Raw genomic sequence first — 20,714 nt, 5'->3', positions numbered from 1 at the left:
CCATAAAGGTTAAACCTTCGAAGACGTTTTTTAATAGAATTCTCATAATACACTTTCACAAAGATTAAGGGGGAGTTTATCTTTGTTAAACCCAGCTTTTATTTTTGAGTAAATGAACAAACTTTAGAATGTAGAGTAAAAATAAAAAGAACCCTTGAGCCAGGGTTCTTTTTAAATGGACAATACAATAATAGATATAAGGAATAACATCATATGAATAACGGAGTATCTAAACATCCGTTTCGCCCAATGATCTTCGTTTTGTGTAGAAAATCCGCTTATAGATAAAATAATCCATCCGATATTTAAAAGTGTCATAAATCCGATGAAAAACATACTAAGAGATTTCATAAAGAATGGTATTGGAATCAAACAGATAAGATAAAATAAAAGGTGGATTTTTGTTTTCTTGATGCCTGATACAACAGGTAACATGGCGAATCCTGCCCGTTTGTAATCATCAAATCTTCGTATAGCGATAGCATAAGTATGAGGCATTTGCCAAATGAATATGATAAGTGCCATCATCATAGGAATAAGTTGAAAGCTGCTAGATACCACAGACCAACCAATTAAAGGTGTTACACATCCTGATACGGCACCAATAATTGTGTTCCATGAGTATTTTTGTTTGCTCCAAAATGTGTACAAAACCACATAAAAAAACCAACCAATGAATGAAAATAATAACACTTCGGCATTTGTAAAAAACAATATAATAAATCCTATTATGCTTGTTGTAACTCCTAAAGTTAAAACAAACTTCTTGCTGAACTCGCCAGTAGCACTCGGTCTATTTTTAGTTCGTTCCATTAATTTATCTAAATCGGTTTCGTACCAATTATTTAACATTAAAGCACCAGCTATGACAAAGGCACTTCCTATTAATGTAACAAGGAAAGAGGCAATATGTGCAGCAAGTGGAAGATGATTTATATGAGAAGATAAAAAATACCCTGCCAACACAGGAAGTACATTGATAACAAAGACTTTCCCTTTAATGAGGCTGATTATGTTTTTTAAGAAATTATTAGGTGTTTTTGTTTGGAATTGATTCATAGATGTTCCTCTCTCTTTCTATCCACCAGACTATTCATTTTAACACAAATATACCTCGAATGCTTATGGTTTATTTTTGAATTTCTAATACTACTTCAAGGTCTGTTGTCAGATACTTACTGCTTTTTTAATAGGTTCGATTTCTAGGCAGTCCCGCCAACATCGAGGATCCATATAAAAAAAAGACCAAGCAATGCTTGGTCTAGTAAAAAGGAGATATACATTAACGTAGATTTTAAGGAAAAGGGGAGCAAGCAAAACAGTAGAGATCAATTTTGACGGAACCATATTAAAAACTTTTTCTATTTTTATATGTCTTTCCAATCCAAATCTTTTATAAATTGTATGAATGCTCTTACCACATTCAATTCCAGAGATCTTTCATGATAATAAATCCAAGTTCTTCGCAATATAGGATTTCCTTTACTATCAATTAAATCAATTTTATTTAAATCCTCTATCCCGTTAAGTGTCCTGCTCGAGAGAATACCATAGCCTAATCCATTTTTAACCATTTCCTTGCAAGTATCCACTTGGTCGACTTCTATACTGACAAAAGCCGGTTGTGTGAAGTTTTCGGCCCACCAATTATCAATAACTGATTTTAATAAGTAGTCCCCTCTGTAATCGATTCTAGGAAGATGAGGAAGATTATCCATGACAATTACTTCTTTAGAGGTGATGCATATTGTCTCTTCAAATAATTGATGTTTCAATAAACCCCGACAACTGTAATCTCCCCGAACAAAGCCAATATGAACATCATTGTTATGCACAAGTTGAGAAACATCTTTGCTCCACCCTGTGATCACTTTGAATTCCACATGAGGATACTGTTGTTTAAATAATTTCAAAATATGAGCCAGTTTATAATTCGCGAAAAAATTAGATACTCCCAATTTTAGTATACCAGCCACTTCATTATCTATTTTACTGCCCATATTGAGCAGATTCTCTTTTATTTTTTGATAATGGGCAAGGGCCTCCTCCGCACATTGGGCAAGGTACTCTCCTTGCGGGGTAAAATGAATACCCCGACTTTCACGCGTTACGATTGTCGTCCCTAATTCCTTTTGCATATGCTTTAAACGATTGGTTAATGCAGGTTGTGTTATAAACAAAAGCTTGGCAGCTTTTGTTAAATTTTTTTCTCTATGAAGAACTTTCAGTATTTCCCAATCTCGGTATTCCATTGTTCACACCCTGTTTTTTGCGATATAAAGATTTCTTATAAGTAAATATAATTATTTGGTATTATATTTATTTCTATTATTGCATTATCCTTATTCGTAGGCAATCTATAATCCTATAAATGAAAGTACAAAACAAAGGAATAATAGATTAGATGTTAACTATATTGTAGGAAAAACATGCTATGTTCAATCATTAACAGAAATAATACTTAAAAACATAAAAAAGGGAAAAAGTGAGGAATTTTTAAATGTGGAATATCACTGTGTTTAATAATGGAAAAGATTTAAGAATGTATGAGTTTACCACTGAAAAAGAAGCAAAAAATTTTCTCGAAAGTATTCAAGGTAATAAGATTCTTACACAAATTGTTTACTTTAATGATCCATGTTTCGATTTAGCAGCTAATTGAATTCCCCCTAGTACCGGGTAAATGACATTTATATTTGTTGAGGGAGTTGGTTGGCATGGTAATGCAGTTATTACAAAAAACAAAGAAACTAGTACGTTATCAGAACCATAGCGGTAAAATATATTATGGAATTGTTGAGGATAATGAAATTTTACAATTGTCAAGTAGTTTTACTGAAATTGTAAACAATGAATTATATTATGATGGAATAAAAGTTAACTTTAATGATGTGAAAATTTTGGAGCCTGTAGCACCCTCAAAAGTAATTAATTTCGGCTGGACATATGCGGAACACGCGAAGGAGACTGGGGGAAAGGCAAATCTGAAAGAGCCATTTTTGTTCTTAAAGCCGACAACTTCATTGATTCCAAATGATGGGAATATTATTCTTCCGTCAAGTGATTTAACAAATCAGGTGGAGATGGAAGGGGAAGTAGCACTCATTATCGGCAAGCGAGGCAAAAATATAAAAGAAGAAGATGCATTGGATTATGTTTTTGGCTGTACCATATTTAATGACGTAACTGCAAGAGATCTTACAAAAATGGATCCCCAGTTTACACGCGGGAAAGGTTTTGACACTTTTGGCCCATTGGGTCCATGGATTGTGACAGGTCTAGATCCAACTAATTTACGAATAGTTACGACATTAAACGGAAAAGTCGTACAAAATGGTAATACGAATCAGATGTCACTGTCAATTCCTTTCCTGATCAGTTGGATTTCACAGATTATGACACTGGAGCCGGGTGATGTTTTGGCTACTGGTTCACCTTCCGGAAGTTGTCCAATGAAGTCAGGCGATATTGTAACTGTAGAAGTGGAGAATATTGGAAAACTAAGTAATTATGTATTATAGAACATACATGCTTTTGACCCCTATTCAATTTTAAGGTTAACCAGTTTCTCTGGTTAACCTATTCTATTGTACTGCGAGTTAAGGCTCTTGAACCCCACCTCAAAATGTCCCCCATTAGACCAATAGAATAAATATCGTAAAAGGTTACACGTGGGAATTTCTTACTTGTAATCTATTAATTTAATGTAATACTTTCTATTCTATAACTATCCGGCTGCCAAAATAAAGTAAGAAATAAATTATTTTTCGTTAATGGCAATCTGATATACTATATGGATATATTAAACTTTTATGTTGGAGTCGACCTGATGAAATTGCCAAACATCAAATTGAAATTATTCACCCAAATGGTATTGCTTATATCTTTGGTTATTTGTGCTACTTCCATCCTAGCAGCCATATTCTTCACAAGAATTATGGACGATCTTTCCACAACGTATCTCGGTCATGAAGCGATGTCCGTTGCAAAATTAGTTGCACAAGATGACAGGATTATCCGCGGTTTTAAAAACGATGACCCTTCAAAGGAAATTCAACCGATTGCCGAAAAGTTGAGAAAATTAACAGGTGCGAGTTATATCGTTATCGGAAATAAACAGGGAATCCGTTATTCCCACCCCATTCCGAAATATATTGGTAAATCAATGGGGACGAGCAATGAGCCTGTTTTTAAGCAGCATATTTCCGTTGTCTATGTTGGCGAAGGGATCTCGGGTCCTGCGATTAAAGCCAAAACCCCAATTATAGATGGAAAAGGGAACATAATTGGCGTTTCATCAGTGGGATTTTTAATGGTGGATGTAAAAAAAAGAATCTTAACCTATAAGGAAGAAATTTTTGGACTTGCTTTATGGCTGCTGTTAATTGGAGTGGCAGCTTCATTTTTCATTGCAAGGAAAATAAAACGGAAAATGTTTGGGCTGGAGCCAGAAGAGATTTCCTATGTTTTTAAAGAAAAAGAAGCGATACTAGAATCGATTCGGGATGGAATTATTGCGGTAGATAAGGATTTTCGAGTCCTTTCTATGAATAAAAGGGCACGCGAGCTGCTTAGCCTAAACTTGCAGCTGAATGATTCTAAAATCCAAAATATTCGTTTAAGAGAGACGGTTCAAAAGGTTATTGATTCCAAGAGCGGGAGGTCCAATCAAAAGATTTTAATAGGTGATCAATTGTATGTCATTGATTTTTCATTGGTTACCCAAGAGGAATATATCGCAGGTGTGGTCTTAACGATTCGCACAGAAATTGATATTGAGCAGTTGTTTGATGAGGTTTCAGAAATTAAGACATACTCTGAAAACATGCGGGCACTCAATCATGAATTCTTAAACAAATTAAACACGATATATGGTTTGTTAAGCATCGAGGAATACGATAAAGCAAGGGAACTTATTTCAGGCGAAGTGGAAGAACGTCAAGGTACAATTGTATTTCTTATGACTGCGGTAAAAGACCCTTTACTTGTAGCCTGTTTGCTAGGTAAAATTAATCGTTCAAAAGAGTTAAAGGTAGAGTTGAAAATTGATCAGGAAAGCAATTTAACAGATATACATGATTCAATGGATACCAAGTTGCTAGTATCCATTCTCGGCAATATTATTGATAACGCGATGGAAGCTGCAAAAGAAAAAAACGAAGCTGGGGCCTGCGTCACCGTGTCCTTCACTGACATTGGCAGGGACCTTGTTTTTGATATACAAGACAATGGACCAGGCGTTCCAGATGATAAACAGAACTCCATTTTTTCAGAAGGATTTACCACAAAGTCTGGAAAAAACCGAGGTCTTGGTCTAAGTATCGTCAAGAATTCCCTTGCACAATTACATGGGCAAGTATTTATTACGAACAGCTTTTTGGGTGGTTCAAAATTCACACTTGTGATTCCAAAAAAATAAAAGGAGAAAGTATATGGCAGGAAACTCCATTCAAGTCATGATTGTTGAAGATGATCCAGTCGGGTCGAAAATTATTAAGCAATTCACCGAAAAAATAGACGGCTTTGAAATTTCTGCCATTGCAAATTCAGGGAATGAAGCATTTGCATATCTTCAAACATTTAAGCCACAATTAATTTTGTTGGACATTTATCTGCAAGATATGAATGGCATCGACTTATTACGGGCCATAAGGATGAAATATCGTGGGATTGATATTATTCCAATCACTGCTGCAAATGATGCGGAAACAGTTACAGAGGCGATTCGCGGTGGAGTTTTTAGTTATTTAATCAAACCAATTGATGTGAAGAAATTCACCGATGAGCTGACAAGATATAAACTGACCATGGAGCAGCTGCAGATAAAAAAAACAATGGATCAAAAGGAGATAGATACATTATTCTCCTTAGCAGACCCTCCCAATACTAAAAAAAATAGGGAAAAACAACTGCCTAAAGGCATCGATAAACTTACGTTAATGAGAGTCCGGGACAAACTTCGTGTTGAAAAGGGGAGCGTTAGTGCTGAGGAATTAGCAATCCTCCTTGGAATAACAGATTCAACTGCACGAAAGTATTTGGAATATCTAACATCTATTGATGAAATGTTTGTCGATATCAAATTTGGAGCGGTTGGCCGGCCAGAACGCAAGTACAAATGGAAGAGAAATGTTCATTAAGAGATTGGCAAAAGGCCAATCTCTTTTTTTGGTGAAAAAGACCTTACAATAAATGTAAATAATAATTTNNAATTTAATTAATTTAATTCAACTAATTTAGTTAATATTCAAATTTCCCTTTCTAACCAGTACATTTAAATTAATAGATTATTCAAACGACGGTTTGAAAACGCTATCTAATTTTTAGGGAGAATGAGAGCGCTCTCTTATTCAATAATTATGGATTCATTGAAATTTTTTACGATAGTAAAAGGGGTGTATGTTTATGACAGGTCATGATCTTTCACTGCTCATTGTTGCAGTATGCAGCATTTTGCTGCTGGTTTTCCTCATAGTTTCAAAATTACGGTTCCATCCAATGTTAGCGCTTTTAGTGGTATCAATTGCTGTTGGATTTGCATCGGGTCTTGACGCTAAAACCGTTGTAGATTCAATTGAAGAAGGGGCAGGGGGTACACTGGGAGGGGTAGGACTTCAAGTGGCACTTGGAGCCATGATAGGAAAAATATTGGCCGATTCAGGTGCAACAGACAAAATTGCTGCAACCATCTTAAGAGGCTCTACTAACCGTACGTTGCCATGGTTAATGGGTGCTGTGGCCTTTATTATCGGAATTCCCATGTTCTTTGAGGTTGGCTTAATCATGCTTTTACCAATTGTATTCGCTGTTGCCTCGAAAGTAGAAAAGCAAGGGAAAATAAAAGGTTCAGCATTTGTTTTAATCGGTGTACCTGTGATCGCAGCCCTTGCAACTATGCATGGCATGGTGCCCCCACATCCTGGTCCACTCACTGCAATTGCAGGGTTTAAATCCAATCTGGGAATAACTATGCTTTATGGTCTTATCTGCGCCATTCCTTCAGCAATATTGGCGGGACCTGTATACGGTAAATTCATTGCACCACGGTTAAGTGTTTGTCCTGACCAATTACTGCTGGAGCAGTATACCGCCTCTTCAAAAAGAGGGTCAGAGGAGAAAACAAACGAGGCTTCGAAATATACAGCTGCAGCAGTAGAGAAGCCTACAGTCTCAACGCTCACTTCATTTGTAGTTATTTTGCTGCCAATGGTCATCATGTTAAGCCGTACGCTAGCAGAAACTTTGTTTAAGAATTCAATTATATTAAATAATATAACAGGATTTATAGGAGAACCCATTATTGCTTTGCTAATCGGTTTAGTAGCAGGAATCATTCTATTAGGATATGGACGGGGAGTAGATACAAAAAAACTTCGGGATTCATTAGGTACGAGTCTAAAGCCAATTGCGGGCATCTTATTAATTATTGCCGGAGGTGGTGCATTTGCAAAGGTACTAGTGAATTCCCACGTTGGAGATGCAATCATTCATCTTTCTTCCGGTTTGAAACTTTCCGCCATTGTAATCGGGTGGCTGATTGCTGCTTTATTATCTGTCACCACAGGTTCAGCTACTGTTGGCATTGTAGGGGCTACAGGCTTGTTGGCACCACTTGTTGGATCAGATCCGAGCATTAATAAGGAATTGCTTGTAGTAGCCATTGGTGCAGGTTCATTATTCTTTAACTATGCTAACCATGCTGGCTTCTGGTTAGTAAAAGAATCATTTAGTATGTCAATGGGTGAAACCTTTAAAACGATTACGATTATCCAATCAATTATAGGGCTAGTTGGTTTGGTCATGGCGCTATTATTAAATTTATTGCCTCATTTTTAATAACAAATGAGATAATTTATTTCATTATCTAAAATGGGAAACGCCATAACTACAAAAAGTGGAATTGATATATATGAAGGGATAATTTGCCGTTAACGGAGGGGTTCCGATGTGGAATATCACTGTATTCTCAAAGGAAAAAATCATAATGATGTATGAGTTTAACACGGAGCAAGAAGCGAGAGAAGCGTTTAAGAATATTTATGGGAATAAAATTCTTTCAGAGATTATTTACTTTAATGATGAATGTTTACTTTTAGAAACGGTTTAATATTTTTTCATTATAAAAAGGTCTGAATCATCTTAAACGAAACTTGATGTGACCGGGAAGCTAAAACTGTTTAGAGCCTTCAAATTATTATATTTGGAGGTTTTTTGTATGTTATTAATATTTCTAAATGTCGGTGAGGTGCCTGTCCACTTTCGGACCTGTTTTTTGAAATTTTCATAGCTCATATTACCTTTCAACTTCTTTCATTAATATAATATGAAAGAGGTTTTTGTATTTTAAGTGGAATTCAAATGTTATCCAAACTTAGGAGGTGGTATGACATTTAGGAAAAACTCAAAGATCAATTTCCTTTTTTAACGGTATTGTCAGGGAAATGTCGTGAATTTAAAACAAAAAGTCGTAAAAGTGAAAATAGAAAGTCGTAATATTAGTTTTCAATTTAATCTATTTCTTTTTATACTAGAGATACGGATGTTTGAAAATTCAAAAAACACAAAAATTTTCAGGCATTTGTACATAATCGTTAATAAAAAAGGGGGAAAATGAATGAAAAAGAAAGCGTTAACATTTTTTCTGATGGTGGTAATGGCAGTTTCAGTAGTTTTATCAGGCTGTTCCTCGAAGGAAAGCAGCGGGGCGGCTAGTGGAGGAGATTCAAAGGACAAGCCATATGAAATCACAATGGCCTACTTGTATTTTACCAAAATTGATGACCTTCCTGCAGTACAGGACGAAATTAACAAAATTACCAAGAAGAAAATTAACGCAACTGTAAAACTTATGCCTATTGAAGCGGCAGCCTGGCAGCAGCAATCAACCCTATTATTAACAGGTAATGAAAAAGTGGATCTTATGTTGGCAACAGGAACTGCAGGCTACTCTTTGCCAGCAACAAAAGGACAGTTTCTTCCATTAGATGATTTATTAAAGAAATATGGGAAGGGCATTATCGATGCTGTTCCTAAGCATGTACTTGAAGGAACCAAGGTCGATGGCAAAATTTACGGAGTTCCAAGTATAAGAGACTTCGCAGCAAATTATGGATTTGTTATGCGAAAGGATATTGTAGACAAATACCATATCGATCTATCAAAAATAAAATCCTTTGAAGATTTAACCAATGTCTTCAAAACTGTAAAAGAAAACGAACCTGGCATGACACCAATTGCTAACACCACAACATTCAACCAACCTGCAATGGTTATAGACGGTGGAAATTTTGATTATCTTGGTGACTCTTTAGGTGCAGTATCCTTTAAAGAAAAAAAGGTTGTAAATTTATTTGAACAGCCAGAGTATGTTAAAGCTGTAGATCTTGCAAGACAATGGTATCAAGCAGGATATACCTTGAAAAATGCAGCAAATATTACCGATGCTACCGTATCTATTGTCAAATCTGGAAAAGGCTTTGGTTACTTCTCACATATGAAGCCAGGCTTTGCTCTACAAGAATCAGCAATGACAGGCCATGAGATGGTAGCTGTTACCTTTACAAAGCCATATTCTTACACAGATGCAGCAATCGGGCTCAACTTGGCAATCACAAGAAATAGTCAAAATCCGGAAAAAACAATGCAATTCTTGAACCTGCTTTATACTGACAAAGATATTATGAATCTGTTAGCGAATGGTATTGAGGGTAAGCACTACCAGGTTAATTCCGATGGAACGATTAAATTACCAGATGGAGTAAAGGAATCTAACTATGTTTTCAATCAGTGGGAACTTGGGGACAATGCTTTGACTCGTGTTTGGCAAGGCAATGATGTGAACTATTGGGATGAAATGCTCAAATTTAATGATTCAGCGGTCATTTCTCCAGCATTTGGTTTTCAGTTTAATCCTGATCCGGTGAAAACAGAAATTGCAGCAAGTACAAACGTTATCAATCAGTACAAAGCTGCACTTGAAGCTGGCGCCTTAGATCCTAATAAGACGTTCCCAATATTTAACAAAAAACTAAAAGCAGCAGGCCTTGACAAAATCATTGCTGAAAAGCAAAAGCAATTTGATGAGTGGAAAAAGAATAATTAACTAATAAGAGAGAGAGCTAGTGAGAATTTAACTAGTTCTCTTCTCTTATGGCTGCATATTTTTTCAAAAGTCGAAAACAAAAAATGCGTTTTAATAATTTTATGAGGTGAGAGAAATGGCCAACCGTACATACGAAGACCAAACAAGTCGAACCGAGCTTGCCAAAAGAATAGCCAGAGAAGGGATTGTTCTTTTAAAAAATGAGAAACATATCTTGCCCTTAGATCCAACCAGTCCTGTTGCCGTTTTTGGAAGAGGGTTGATGGAAACCCAAATTGGAGGAAGCGGTTCGGGGGCATCTGACTCGAAAAATGCCAGCACCATCATGGATGGTCTGCTAAGTCTCGGCTTTAACCTGGATCAAAAGCTGTTAGCGGAATATCAAAAACAATTATCATTAGAACCCAGGCAAGAAATGACCGATTTCATGGAGATCATCACCAGCGGCTATATTTATGAGATTTGGGGCGTCTACAACCACCCTGCCAAAGAATTGGCCCTGGATGATAATGTGGTTGCTGCTTCTGCTGGAAAAGATGAAACGGCCATCATTGTCATATCCAGAAATTCAGGCGGAGAAGAAAGTGACCGCAAAGTGGTAGATGATTATTATTTACAGCCATCAGAAAAAGCATTGGTAGAACAGGTTACGTCCAATTTCAAACATGTAGTCGTGGTTCTTAATACAAACGGTTACGTGGATACTGCCTGGACGAATGACTATAAAAATATTGAGGGCTTGGTGTACCTGGGACTGCCAGGCGAGGCAGGGGGCACAGCTTTAGCAGAAGTACTAGCCGGAACATACTCTCCTTCAGGTAAACTTTCGGCAACGATGGCGCTGAGCTATGAGGATTACCCAACGGCAGCGCATTTTAGCTATAACAAGGACCTCTCGGAAACTATTTTAACTTATGACAGCTATGGTTTAGATGCAACGGCAAATGGAAGCAGTGGTTTTAGTATGAGTCCGGTTACTGTCTATCATGAAGGTATGTATTTGGGGTACCGTTACTTTGATACATTTGGAAAAAAGGTGATGTTTCCGTTTGGACATGGTCTCTCCTATACCAACTTTGAGATAACGAATGTCGCTGCTTTCATCGATAAGGATCAGGAAAAAATTCAGGTAACCGCTGATGTTCGCAACAACGGCGAAATATATTCCGGCCAAGAAGTGGTTCAGGTATATATCAGTGAGCCAGATGGGAAGCTTGAAAAACCTTATCAGAAGCTGACCACTTTTTCAAAAACAAAAGACCTTACGCCGGGAGAAAAGCAAACACTTGCTTTGAACTTTCCGTTTTCCGAGCTGGCTTCCTATGATGAAGAGACTGCTTCCTATCTCATCGAAGCTGGAGACTATCTCCTAAGAGTGGGGAACTCTTCACGGAATACGCAGGTTGTCGGTAAAATCAGTGTGCCAGTTACTATTGTGACCGAGCAGCTTTCCAATCTATTAGCCTTACATCCTGCCAATCAAGGGAAGATAGAATTTTTAAGCAAGGAAGGCGTGTCATCGATCACTTACGATGGCGAGTCAGAGGAAATTTCCTCATCTGCTTGTATAGGGGTCCTTACGAAGGATGATGTGACCTTTAAGGAAATGGAACCTGCAATCCATTTTGAGGAACTGGCCTTTGCACATACTGAGTTTACATTAGAAGATGTCGAACAAGGAAAAATCACGATGGAACAGTTTGTGGCGCAGCTAACCAAAGAGGAACTGGCCGTTTTGGTGAATGGGCACGGAAAAGGGGTGCCGTTCGGAGGAATTGGTTTGGATGTCCCTGATTCTATTTTCTATGAGGACGGAAAAGACATCGGAAGCAATACGCATCCTACGGGCCAAAACAATTATGTATCACCGGGAATTGACCGTTTAGGGATTGCCTCCATTTTTTATAAAGATGGTCCTGCCGGGGTCAGAATGACGGCGTGGCCAATTCAAACCGTTATGGCTAATACTTGGAATCGTGAACTTCTTTATGAATTCGGTGATGCCGTAGGGCAAGAAGCCGAGAGCCAACAAGTGGATTCCTGGCTAGCTCCCGCCGTCAATCTTCATCGAAACCCGATAGGGGGGAGGAACTTTGAATATTATTCAGAGGATCCGTTATTAAGTGGAGCGTGTGCGGTGGCGGTGGCGAATGGGGTGCAGGAAAACCATCCTGTCACGGTCTGTGCCAAGCATTTTGCCCTCAACGAGCAGGAAACCTATCGACGCGGACACAGCAAACGGAATATTGATGCAGTTGATAGTATTGTCGAAGAGCGGGTGGCCCGCGAATTATACCTGAAGCCATTTGAAATGCTAGTCAAGCAAACAAAGATGATGAATATTATGACCTCTTTTAATAAAATTAATGGAGTGTTTGCCGCAGGAAGCCATGATCTGAATACATCCATCCTTAGGGAGGAATGGGACTTCAACGGCTTTGTGGTCACGGACTGGGGCGACATGGATACGGTCGTTGACGGGGCAGATGCGATTGCCGCGGGCAATGACATTGTCATGCCAGGAGGACCTCCCGTCATCAAACAAGTGCTTGCCGGTCTTGAAGAAGGCAGATGCACCATTGCGGATTTGCAAAAAAATGTCATCAACCTATTGAATTTTGTGGTAAATTCCGAGGCATTTAAAGTTCAAACTAGTAAAGTGAAATAGCCGGAAACAGAGCCTTCTTAATAATAGACTAGACCATAAGAAATTGATTTTTATGATTAGCAGTTTAGTAATCTAATCTGTACATTTGTTACACGAATATGAAAGACAGAGACTGAAATACAGTTTGAGATCCCTGAGAGTTGGAAGTGGGGGAGGTTAGAAGATATAAAAGATTTATATGAGAACCCACCTGGAAAGTAATCAAAAAGAGACAAAACGAGACAGCTGTCTCGTTTTGTCTCTTTTTTTGTACATTAATTTTCGTTAAAGCGTTGGGAGTGATGGTTTTGATTTTTGGCACGCTCCTTGCATTGATAAAGTTGTAATGAATTTTTCCAGGGAGGCTGAAAAAATGAGAACAATGGATAGTAAAGATGTAGCTTTAACAAAGGAAAAAGCACAATGGATGTATCAAAAAATGCTAGAAATCCGAAATTTTGAGGACAGAGTGCATGAGTTATTTGCACAGGGAATCCTGCCAGGATTTGTTCATTTATACGCAGGGGAGGAAGCCGTTGCTGTGGGCGTTTGCGCCCATTTAACCGATAAAGATAGTATCACTAGCACCCATCGCGGGCACGGTCACTGTATTGCCAAAGGCTGTGATTTAAATGGAATGATGGCGGAAATCTACGGTAAAGTAACTGGATTATGCAAAGGAAAGGGCGGATCTATGCATATCGCCGACCTTGATAAAGGGATGCTGGGTGCCAATGGAATTGTCGGCGGAGGCTTTCCACTTGCATGTGGGTCTGCCTTAACAGCGAAGTATAAAAAGACAAAAGATGTAAGCGTTTGCTTCTTTGGGGATGGCGCTCAAAACCACGGGACTTTCCATGAAGGGATTAATCTTGCTGCTATTTGGAATCTTCCAGTCGTTTTTGTTGCCGAAAATAACGGCTATGCAGAAGCTACTCCATTTACCTACGCGTCCAGCTGTAAATCCATTGTTGATAGGGCGATTGGATATAATATTCCAGGTATTAAGGTAGATGGAAAAGATGTTCTTGCAGTCTACCAAGCAGCAGAAGAAGCTGTTGCGAGGGCACGACGCGGGGAAGGTCCCACACTGATTGAATGTGTGACATATCGAAATTATGGCCATTTCGAAGGAGATGCCCAAAAATACAAATCGGATCAAGAAAAGGTAGAGCATAAAACGGATAAAGATGCCATTCTACTTTTTAGAAGTCACTTGCTAAGCCAAGGGCTATTAGCTGAAAACGAAATAACCAATTTAGAAAAATCAGTGGAAGAGGCGGTAAATCAAGCTGTGAGGTTCAGTGAAGAGAGCCCGTACCCAAGTCCTTCTGAGCTGTTAACCGATGTCTACGTTTCTTATTAGCCCTGAAATTGGTGGGTCAAAAAGGACTGCTTACAGGAGCGGCCCCAATTTATAAGATTAGAGTTTAGTAATTTTATTCGGATTGACTAATTAAAAGGAGGAATTCGATTATGGCTAGGAAATTGAGTATGTCAGCAGCGATTAATGAGGCTATGAAACTTGCAATGCGTAAGGACGAAAATGTCATTTTATTAGGTGAAGACGTGGCCGGCGGGGCTGAAGTGGATCACTTGCAGGACGAAGATGCATGGGGAGGGGTTCTAGGGGTGACAAAAGGACTTGTTCAGGAGTTTGGACGGGAGAGAATTTTGGATACCCCAATTACTGAAGCAGGTTATATGGGCGCAGCGATGGCGGCGGCCTCAACCGGTTTAAGGCCAATTGCTGAATTAATGTTTAACGACTTTATTGGAAGCTGTTTAGATGAAGTATTAAATCAAGGGGCAAAGTTCCGCTATATGTTTGGGGGCAAAGCGCAGGTTCCAGTTACCATTCGAACCATGCATGGCGCCGGATTTAGAGCGGCTGCCCAGCACTCTCAAAGTTTATATGCTCTGTTTACTGCAATTCCGGGTGTGAAAGTGGTTGTCCCATCCACACCTTATGAAGCAAAAGGATTATTACTTGCTGCGATCGAAGATAACGATCCGGTCATCTTTTTCGAGGATAAAACACTCTATAATATGACAGGCGATGTTCCGGAAGGTTATTATACGATTCCAATTGGCAAAGCAGATATCAAGCGGGAAGGGTCAGATGTAACCATTGTAGCGGTTGGCAAGATGGTACATACTGCATTGGAAGCTGCTGAGCAACTTTCAGCAAAAGGAATTGAAGTGGAAGTCGTTGATCCGCGCAGCCTGTCACCGATGGATGAAGGAACGATTCTTTCGTCCGTAGCAAAGACCAACCGCTTAATTGTTATCGATGAAGCCAATCCAAGATGCAGTATTGCTACGGATATTGCAGCACTTGTGGCCGATAAAGGGTTCGATACACTTGATGCCCCAATTAAACGAATAACGGCACCGCACACGCCTGTACCTTTCTCACCGGCCCTCGAAGATATTTATCTGCCTAAAGTAGAAACAGTGGTCAAAGTGGCAGCAGAACTAGTGGGTGCACCCCTGGAAGTATAATTCAGAGAGCGGGAAGGAGAGATCAACATGGCGGTAGAAGTTGTGATGCCGAAATTGGGAATGGCCATGAAAGAAGGCACTGTATCGATATGGAATAAAGGAGTCGGAGACTCTGTCGAAAAGGGGGAACCGATTGCGAGCGTCAGTTCAGAGAAAATTGAAATTGATGTGGAATCTCCTGCGGAGGGAACAGTATTGAAAATTGCTGTTCCCGAAGGAGAAGGGGTTCCACCTGGGACTGTCATTTGTTATATCGGAATTCCGGGTGAAGAAGTAGCTGCGGCGCTTTCAGTCGAAGAAGCCCAACGGTCTGAAGTCGAAAATGCCTCACCTGTAAATGAAAAACAAGAGCCTATCTCTTCAGTAAAAGCGGCTCGGAATCGCGTGAAAATTTCCCCAGTCGCAAGGAAAATTGCAGAGGCAGCCAACCTTACTATTGAAAATATCAAAGGAACGGGGCCTGGAGGAAGAATAACAAAGGAAGATGTAGAGGCAGCCATAAAGAATTCATCTTCGCCTCAGGCTGAAGCGAAACAGGAAACGAGCGAAACTCCGGTGAAACCATTAGAGGAGACTCAGCAAATTCCGGTCAGCGGCATCCGAAAAGTGATTGCAGGACGCATGTATGAAAGCTTGCAAAAAACAGCACAGCTAACGATTAATATGAAGGCCGATGTGACAGATTTAATGGCTTTACAAAAGCAAATAGCACAAACCGTTCAGAATCGTTATGATCAAAAATTAACGGTGACCGACTTTATTGCACGAGCCGTTGTGCTTTCACTGCAGAAGCATGGAGAAATGAATAGTACGTATATTGACGAAAAAATTCATTTGTTCAAGAACGTCCATCTTGGCATGGCTGTTGCGCTTGAAAAAGGGTTAGTAGTTCCAGTCATCCGCAATGCTGAACGTTGTTCACTTATTGATTTGTCTCGAAACATTAAAACCATAGCACAAAAAGCAAGACAAACTCAGCTTAATCTCGAGGAAATGCAAGGTTCCACGTTTACGATTAGTAATCTTGGGTCCTACGGTGTTGAGCATTTCACACCAGTCTTAAACCCACCTGAAACAGGGATTCTTGGTGTCGGTGCTGTTTATGATACCCCAACCTATATTGGTGAAGATTTACAAAGAAGAAGCATTCTCCCGCTCAGTCTGACATTTGACCACCGTGTACTTGATGGGGCTCCAGCTGCAGCATTTTTACAAACGATCAAACAGTATTTAGAAGAGCCGATTACCATGCTCTTATAGAAAGAAGGGAACGCTTATGACTCTGATCGCAATTATAGGTGGTGGTCCTGCTGGATATGTGGCTGCAATTACTGCAGCCCAGCAGGGGCATGAAGTGACAATAATAGAACAGGGACCGCTTGGAGGCACATGTTTAAATGAAGGGTGCATGCCTACTAAAGCCCTCTTAGAAAGTGCTGGAGTGTACAATAAACTTCAACATGCGAGTGAGTTTGGCATTCATCTGCCTTCTGGCAGCATTGAGATTGATTGGAATGCTGTTCAGGGCCGTAAAAACAAGATTGTTTCGACACTGGTTCAAGGAATCCAATATTTAATAAGGAAAAATAAAGTAAAGGTAGTAAAGGGATCGGCTTCTTTCCTGACGAGCCGGGTTCTACGGATTGAGCATAATGGGAAACAAGAAGAGATAACGGCAGACAAAGTGATTATCGCTGCCGGCTCTGAACCGATTCAACTGCCATTTGCACCATTTGACGGCAATTGGATTATTGATAGTGGTCAGGCGATGTCGCTTCAGTCCATTCCTTCCTCATTGCTTATTATTGGCGGAGGTGTAATCGGCTGCGAGTTTGCTAGTATTTTTAGCAGATTGGGAACCAAAGTTACCATTGTGGAGATGGCGGATCAGCTGCTGCCGGGAGAAGATAAAGATGTAGCTGCGATTTTACATAAAGAGCTTGAAAACGACGGTGTAACGATCTATCCATCTACCAGACTAAAAGATTTAAATAAGGATCAGAAGAGGGCGTTTTTTGAAAACGATAAGGGTCTTCATGATCTTGAATCCGATTTGGTCCTCGTTTCGATTGGCCGTAAGCCAAGGGTCAATAACTTGGGTCTTGAGAACATCGGAATTGATTTTTCAAGACAAGGAATTGTAGTAAATGAGCAAATGCAAACAAACATTCCAAATATCTTTGCCTGTGGAGACGTTATCGGAGGGATTCAATTGGCCCATGTGGCTTTCCATGAGGGAACAGTTGCCGCATTAAACGCTTGCGGAGTCGATACACAGGTAAATTACCGTGCTGTGCCCCGCTGCATTTATACCTCACCTGAGATTGCCAGTGTAGGTTTAACGGAAAAGCAGGCCACCGACCAATATGGTGATATAAGAGTTGGGGAGTTTCCATTCTCGGCAAACGGGAAGGCGTTAATTTCCAATGAACGAGTTGGAAAGGTGAAGGTGTTAGTTGAACCAGAGTATGGGGAAATCGTTGGGGTTTCGATTGTTGGGCCCCACGCCACTGAACTGATTGGGCAAGGAACGGTCATGCTCCATGCTGAGTTGACAACCGACAGTTTAGAACAATTTATTGCTGCCCATCCAAGTCTTTCTGAGGCAATCCATGAAGCGATACTTTGTGCTGTTGGACATGCTGTTCATGTTTAAGAAAAGGAGAAATGTTTATGAAAGCTGCTCTTTGGTATAATCAAAAAGAATAACTGAGAGAAAAATGACTAGTATAATAGCTTATCGCAACATTTTTCCGCAGGTGATCAAACTGATCGCCAATGGGCAAATTCAAGCAGCAGAATTAGTGACTAAAAAAATATCTATTGATCAAATCGTTTCTGAAGGATTTGAAGCATTAACTAAAAACAAGAACCAAATTAAGATACTGGTAGATCCTTCATTATAATGATTCCATTAAATTATCAAGCTACGCGTTTATTGCGCGTGGCTTTTTGAATTTTCTATATAATGACAATTGTCTGATTGAAAGCGCATTCTTTGTTTTGTATAATTAGAACTGTACGTTTAACCACCATGTTTAGACGGGTTTCTTTTAAAACTCCTTTTTCCTTGTCAAGATCTACAACATGTAATAGATTTCAAATCACTGTTGGAAATATTTCTATGATTTCAGGAGGGTGTATGAATACGACTTTCTATTTTGATGCTTGGAAGCGATTTGTTAAAGAAGGAATTCTTGATTCAGCACGGTTGAACAAACGAATTTCAGAATCCTGGCACCGCTGTAAAAAAGAAAGGGTAAACCCTTATTTAAATAAAGGTCTTGATTTATTATCAAAAGAAGAACTGGATGCAAAAAAAGAAAAGAATTCTCTGCTGATCGAAATAGCCTCTCCCTATATTAAAAAGATGGATCAGGCAATAAAAGATTCTGGAATGATGGCACTTTTGGTCGATCCGGATGGATATGTCCTATCTCTAACAGGAAACGAACAAACCTTATCGGATGCGAGAAAAATTAATTTTGTTGAAGGAGTGCGCTGGACTGAGACCGAGGTCGGTACAAATGCAATTGGAACAGCGTTACAGACAAAAGAAGCGGTAACGATTAATGGGGCTGAACATTATTCCGTCGCTTCCCATCAATGGAGCTGTTCCGCCACACCTATTTTTCACGATAACGGGAACCTAATGGGTGTCATTGATGTTTCATGCCCAGTAAACTATTCTCATCCCTTTATGCTTGGAATGGTCACTTCGATTTCTTATGCTATTGAAAAAGAAATCAGCAAGCGGACCTATCTAGAAGAAATAACACTTTTCCAGCAAGCAGGCCATCTGGCAGAGAACTATCAAAACCAGCTCTTCCTGGTTTGTAATCAAAAACAAATGATCATATCCGCGAGTAAACCGCTTCGCGAAAGGTTTCCTCAATCAATCGGTATGAACCTGTACGAACTATTACATAACGGATACCAAATTGATAAGGAAATGCCTTATCATTCAAAGCAAAACAACAGGATCATCGGAAACTGCTATTTTATTTCAGAAGTGCTAACCCATCGTAAAAACGTATCATTTCAAGTACAAAGTCATTCAAAACCTTTTGTCTTTAAAGGAGAGAGTGGAACGAGTGAGGTTTTTCAAAATACGTTAGCCAAGGTTAAGCTTGTTGCTCCAACAGATACTACCGTGTTTATTTCAGGTGAAACCGGTTCAGGAAAAGAGCTGATTGCTCGGGCAATTCATGACAATAGCCCCCGAAAGGATGGCCCATTTATTTCATTAAATTGCGGAGCGATTCCGAAAGAACTTATGGAAAGTGAGCTTTTTGGCTATGTCGAAGGGGCTTTTACTGGAGCAAGGCGGCAAGGATATAAAGGGAAATTTGAACAGGCTCAGAAGGGGACGATCTTTCTTGACGAGATAGGTGAAATTCCGCATTCCATGCAAGTGGCCTTATTGCGTGTACTTCAGGAAAAGAAAGTTTCCCCGATTGGGAGTACGAAGGAAACCCCATTGGATGTTCGTATTATTACAGCAACCCATCGTAATATTACGAAACTTGTAGAAGACGGAATTTTTCGGGAAGACCTCTACTATCGTTTGAACGTTTTTCCAATTGATGTTCCTTCTCTTAGAAAAAGAAAAGAAGATATCCCGCATCTTATCAGGTATTTCTGTAAAAGAAATGGATGGAACATCCCAAATATGGAGGACCTATCTTCTAGATTGAAAGACTATGAATGGGCAGGAAACATTAGAGAATTAATAAACGTTTTAGAGCGGCTGTACATTATGTCTCTTGATGAACAGTCCAGTCAGAATATTTTTGTTAATAGCTTTGATTCTTTAATAATAAAACATCCATCCAGTTCTTCGTCAAATAATCAGGTAAATAAAGAAGAGGCTGAAAAGAAGTTAAATGCCCGAGAAAAAATACAAAAGGACCTAATGGTCGATGCATTAAAAAAGACAAAAGGTAATGTAACCGCAGCCGCGAAATTACTAGAAATACCAAGGAGTACTTTTTATAAAAGGCTCCAAAAGTTTGGAATGTAAGGATGACATTTATTCAAACCATATTTACTAACTAAGAATGCCATAAAGGCGGAATTTTGTATTGTCCTAACGGGTGCATTTCAAGAAGAAAGAGGGTGTCCCAAAAGTATATTTTGTAGGTAAAATCAAAATATATGCAAGAAAATACCTTTAATAAAATTAATTAATTGTTCCCAGATCCACACACGTCGAATGCGTCTCGGCTATGACTTTTAAAAGTAGAAGCAGGAACCCAGTAACGGATTCCTGCTTCTATTCGATTTTGGGACCACAAACCAGGAGTTACTCCCTAAATGGAGAAACTCCTTTTTTCTATTTAGTTTTATTTTAGTATTTATACTTAAATTTTTCTTTTCCAAAGCTACTTTCATTACTCTCAAATCAATACCATTCGAAGCCTTTAGTCAGAGTTTCCCCTAATAAGTAGAGTATAACGT

The 20,714-nt window shown here is 39.2% G+C and carries 14 protein-coding genes and 1 pseudogene; 13 read left to right on the top strand and 2 right to left on the bottom strand.

What is annotated here, in order from left to right:
• Nucleotides 1-171 precede the first annotated feature (171 nt).
• Together cyoE and V7077_RS27205 are read right to left on the bottom strand one after the other, a co-directional pair.
• Entirely contained in the window at nt 172-1,059 is an 888-nt protein-coding gene (gene cyoE / locus V7077_RS27210; RefSeq protein WP_335507792.1) for a heme o synthase, read from the bottom strand.
• Nucleotides 1,060-1,367: 308 nt separating this feature from the next.
• Nucleotides 1,368-2,252 carry a LysR family transcriptional regulator gene (locus V7077_RS27205; RefSeq protein ID WP_335507790.1) on the bottom strand — a complete coding sequence of 295 codons (885 nt, stop codon included), beginning with the start codon at nt 2,250-2,252 and terminating at the stop codon, nt 1,368-1,370.
• A 465-nt stretch (nt 2,253-2,717) separates the two neighbouring features.
• On the opposite strand from V7077_RS27205, the gene V7077_RS27200 reads away from it, so the two are divergent.
• The 13 genes and pseudogenes from V7077_RS27200 to V7077_RS27140 all read left to right on the top strand — a co-directional run bounded on the left by V7077_RS27200 (nt 2,718) and on the right by V7077_RS27140 (nt 20,277).
• A complete protein-coding gene (locus V7077_RS27200) occupies nt 2,718-3,521 on the top strand; it encodes a fumarylacetoacetate hydrolase family protein (RefSeq protein ID WP_335507788.1) in 804 nt (267 codons plus the stop codon).
• A gap of 308 nt (nt 3,522-3,829) precedes the next feature.
• The gene (locus V7077_RS27195; protein ID WP_335507786.1) at nt 3,830-5,419 is read left to right on the top strand and encodes a sensor histidine kinase; all 1,590 of its coding nucleotides are present in this window, start codon (nt 3,830-3,832) and stop codon (nt 5,417-5,419) included.
• 13 nt (nt 5,420-5,432) lie between these two features.
• On the top strand, nt 5,433-6,140 hold the full coding sequence (locus V7077_RS27190; protein WP_335507784.1) for a response regulator: 708 nt from the start codon (nt 5,433-5,435) through the stop codon (nt 6,138-6,140).
• 265 nt (nt 6,141-6,405) lie between these two features.
• The gene (locus V7077_RS27185; protein ID WP_335507782.1) at nt 6,406-7,836 is read left to right on the top strand and encodes a GntP family permease; all 1,431 of its coding nucleotides are present in this window, start codon (nt 6,406-6,408) and stop codon (nt 7,834-7,836) included.
• A 109-nt stretch (nt 7,837-7,945) separates the two neighbouring features.
• Nucleotides 7,946-8,107: a hypothetical protein gene (locus V7077_RS27180; protein WP_335507780.1), complete on the top strand. Its 162-nt coding sequence runs from the start codon at nt 7,946-7,948 to the stop codon at nt 8,105-8,107.
• 507 nt (nt 8,108-8,614) lie between these two features.
• A complete protein-coding gene (locus V7077_RS27175) occupies nt 8,615-10,102 on the top strand; it encodes an ABC transporter substrate-binding protein (RefSeq protein WP_335507777.1) in 1,488 nt (495 codons plus the stop codon).
• Nucleotides 10,103-10,217: 115 nt separating this feature from the next.
• Entirely contained in the window at nt 10,218-12,770 is a 2,553-nt protein-coding gene (locus V7077_RS27170) for a glycoside hydrolase family 3 protein (RefSeq protein WP_335507775.1), read from the top strand.
• A 352-nt stretch (nt 12,771-13,122) separates the two neighbouring features.
• Complete coding sequence (locus V7077_RS27165) at nt 13,123-14,115, top strand: thiamine pyrophosphate-dependent dehydrogenase E1 component subunit alpha (protein ID WP_335507773.1); 993 nt, start codon at nt 13,123-13,125, stop codon at nt 14,113-14,115.
• Nucleotides 14,116-14,225: 110 nt separating this feature from the next.
• Nucleotides 14,226-15,254, top strand: a complete 1,029-nt coding sequence (locus V7077_RS27160; protein ID WP_335507771.1) for an alpha-ketoacid dehydrogenase subunit beta — start codon at nt 14,226-14,228, stop codon at nt 15,252-15,254.
• A 27-nt stretch (nt 15,255-15,281) separates the two neighbouring features.
• Nucleotides 15,282-16,514 (top strand): dihydrolipoamide acetyltransferase family protein, encoded by a 1,233-nt coding sequence (locus tag V7077_RS27155; RefSeq protein ID WP_335507769.1) that lies wholly within the window; start codon nt 15,282-15,284, stop codon nt 16,512-16,514.
• 16 nt (nt 16,515-16,530) lie between these two features.
• The gene (gene lpdA / locus V7077_RS27150) at nt 16,531-17,910 is read left to right on the top strand and encodes a dihydrolipoyl dehydrogenase (protein WP_335507767.1); all 1,380 of its coding nucleotides are present in this window, start codon (nt 16,531-16,533) and stop codon (nt 17,908-17,910) included.
• 73 nt (nt 17,911-17,983) lie between these two features.
• Nucleotides 17,984-18,160: pseudogene (locus V7077_RS27145) on the top strand (butanediol dehydrogenase); the annotation flags it as partial.
• 236 nt (nt 18,161-18,396) lie between these two features.
• Nucleotides 18,397-20,277: a sigma-54-dependent Fis family transcriptional regulator gene (locus V7077_RS27140; RefSeq protein ID WP_335507765.1), complete on the top strand. Its 1,881-nt coding sequence runs from the start codon at nt 18,397-18,399 to the stop codon at nt 20,275-20,277.
• Nucleotides 20,278-20,714 lie beyond the last annotated feature (437 nt).

Source organism: Neobacillus vireti (assembly GCF_036962465.1).
Classification (GTDB): Bacteria; Bacillota; Bacilli; order Bacillales; family Cytobacillaceae; genus Neobacillus; species Neobacillus vireti_B.
The sequence above is the reverse complement of the archived record's forward strand: the minus strand, read 5'-3'. Positions and strand labels throughout refer to the sequence as shown.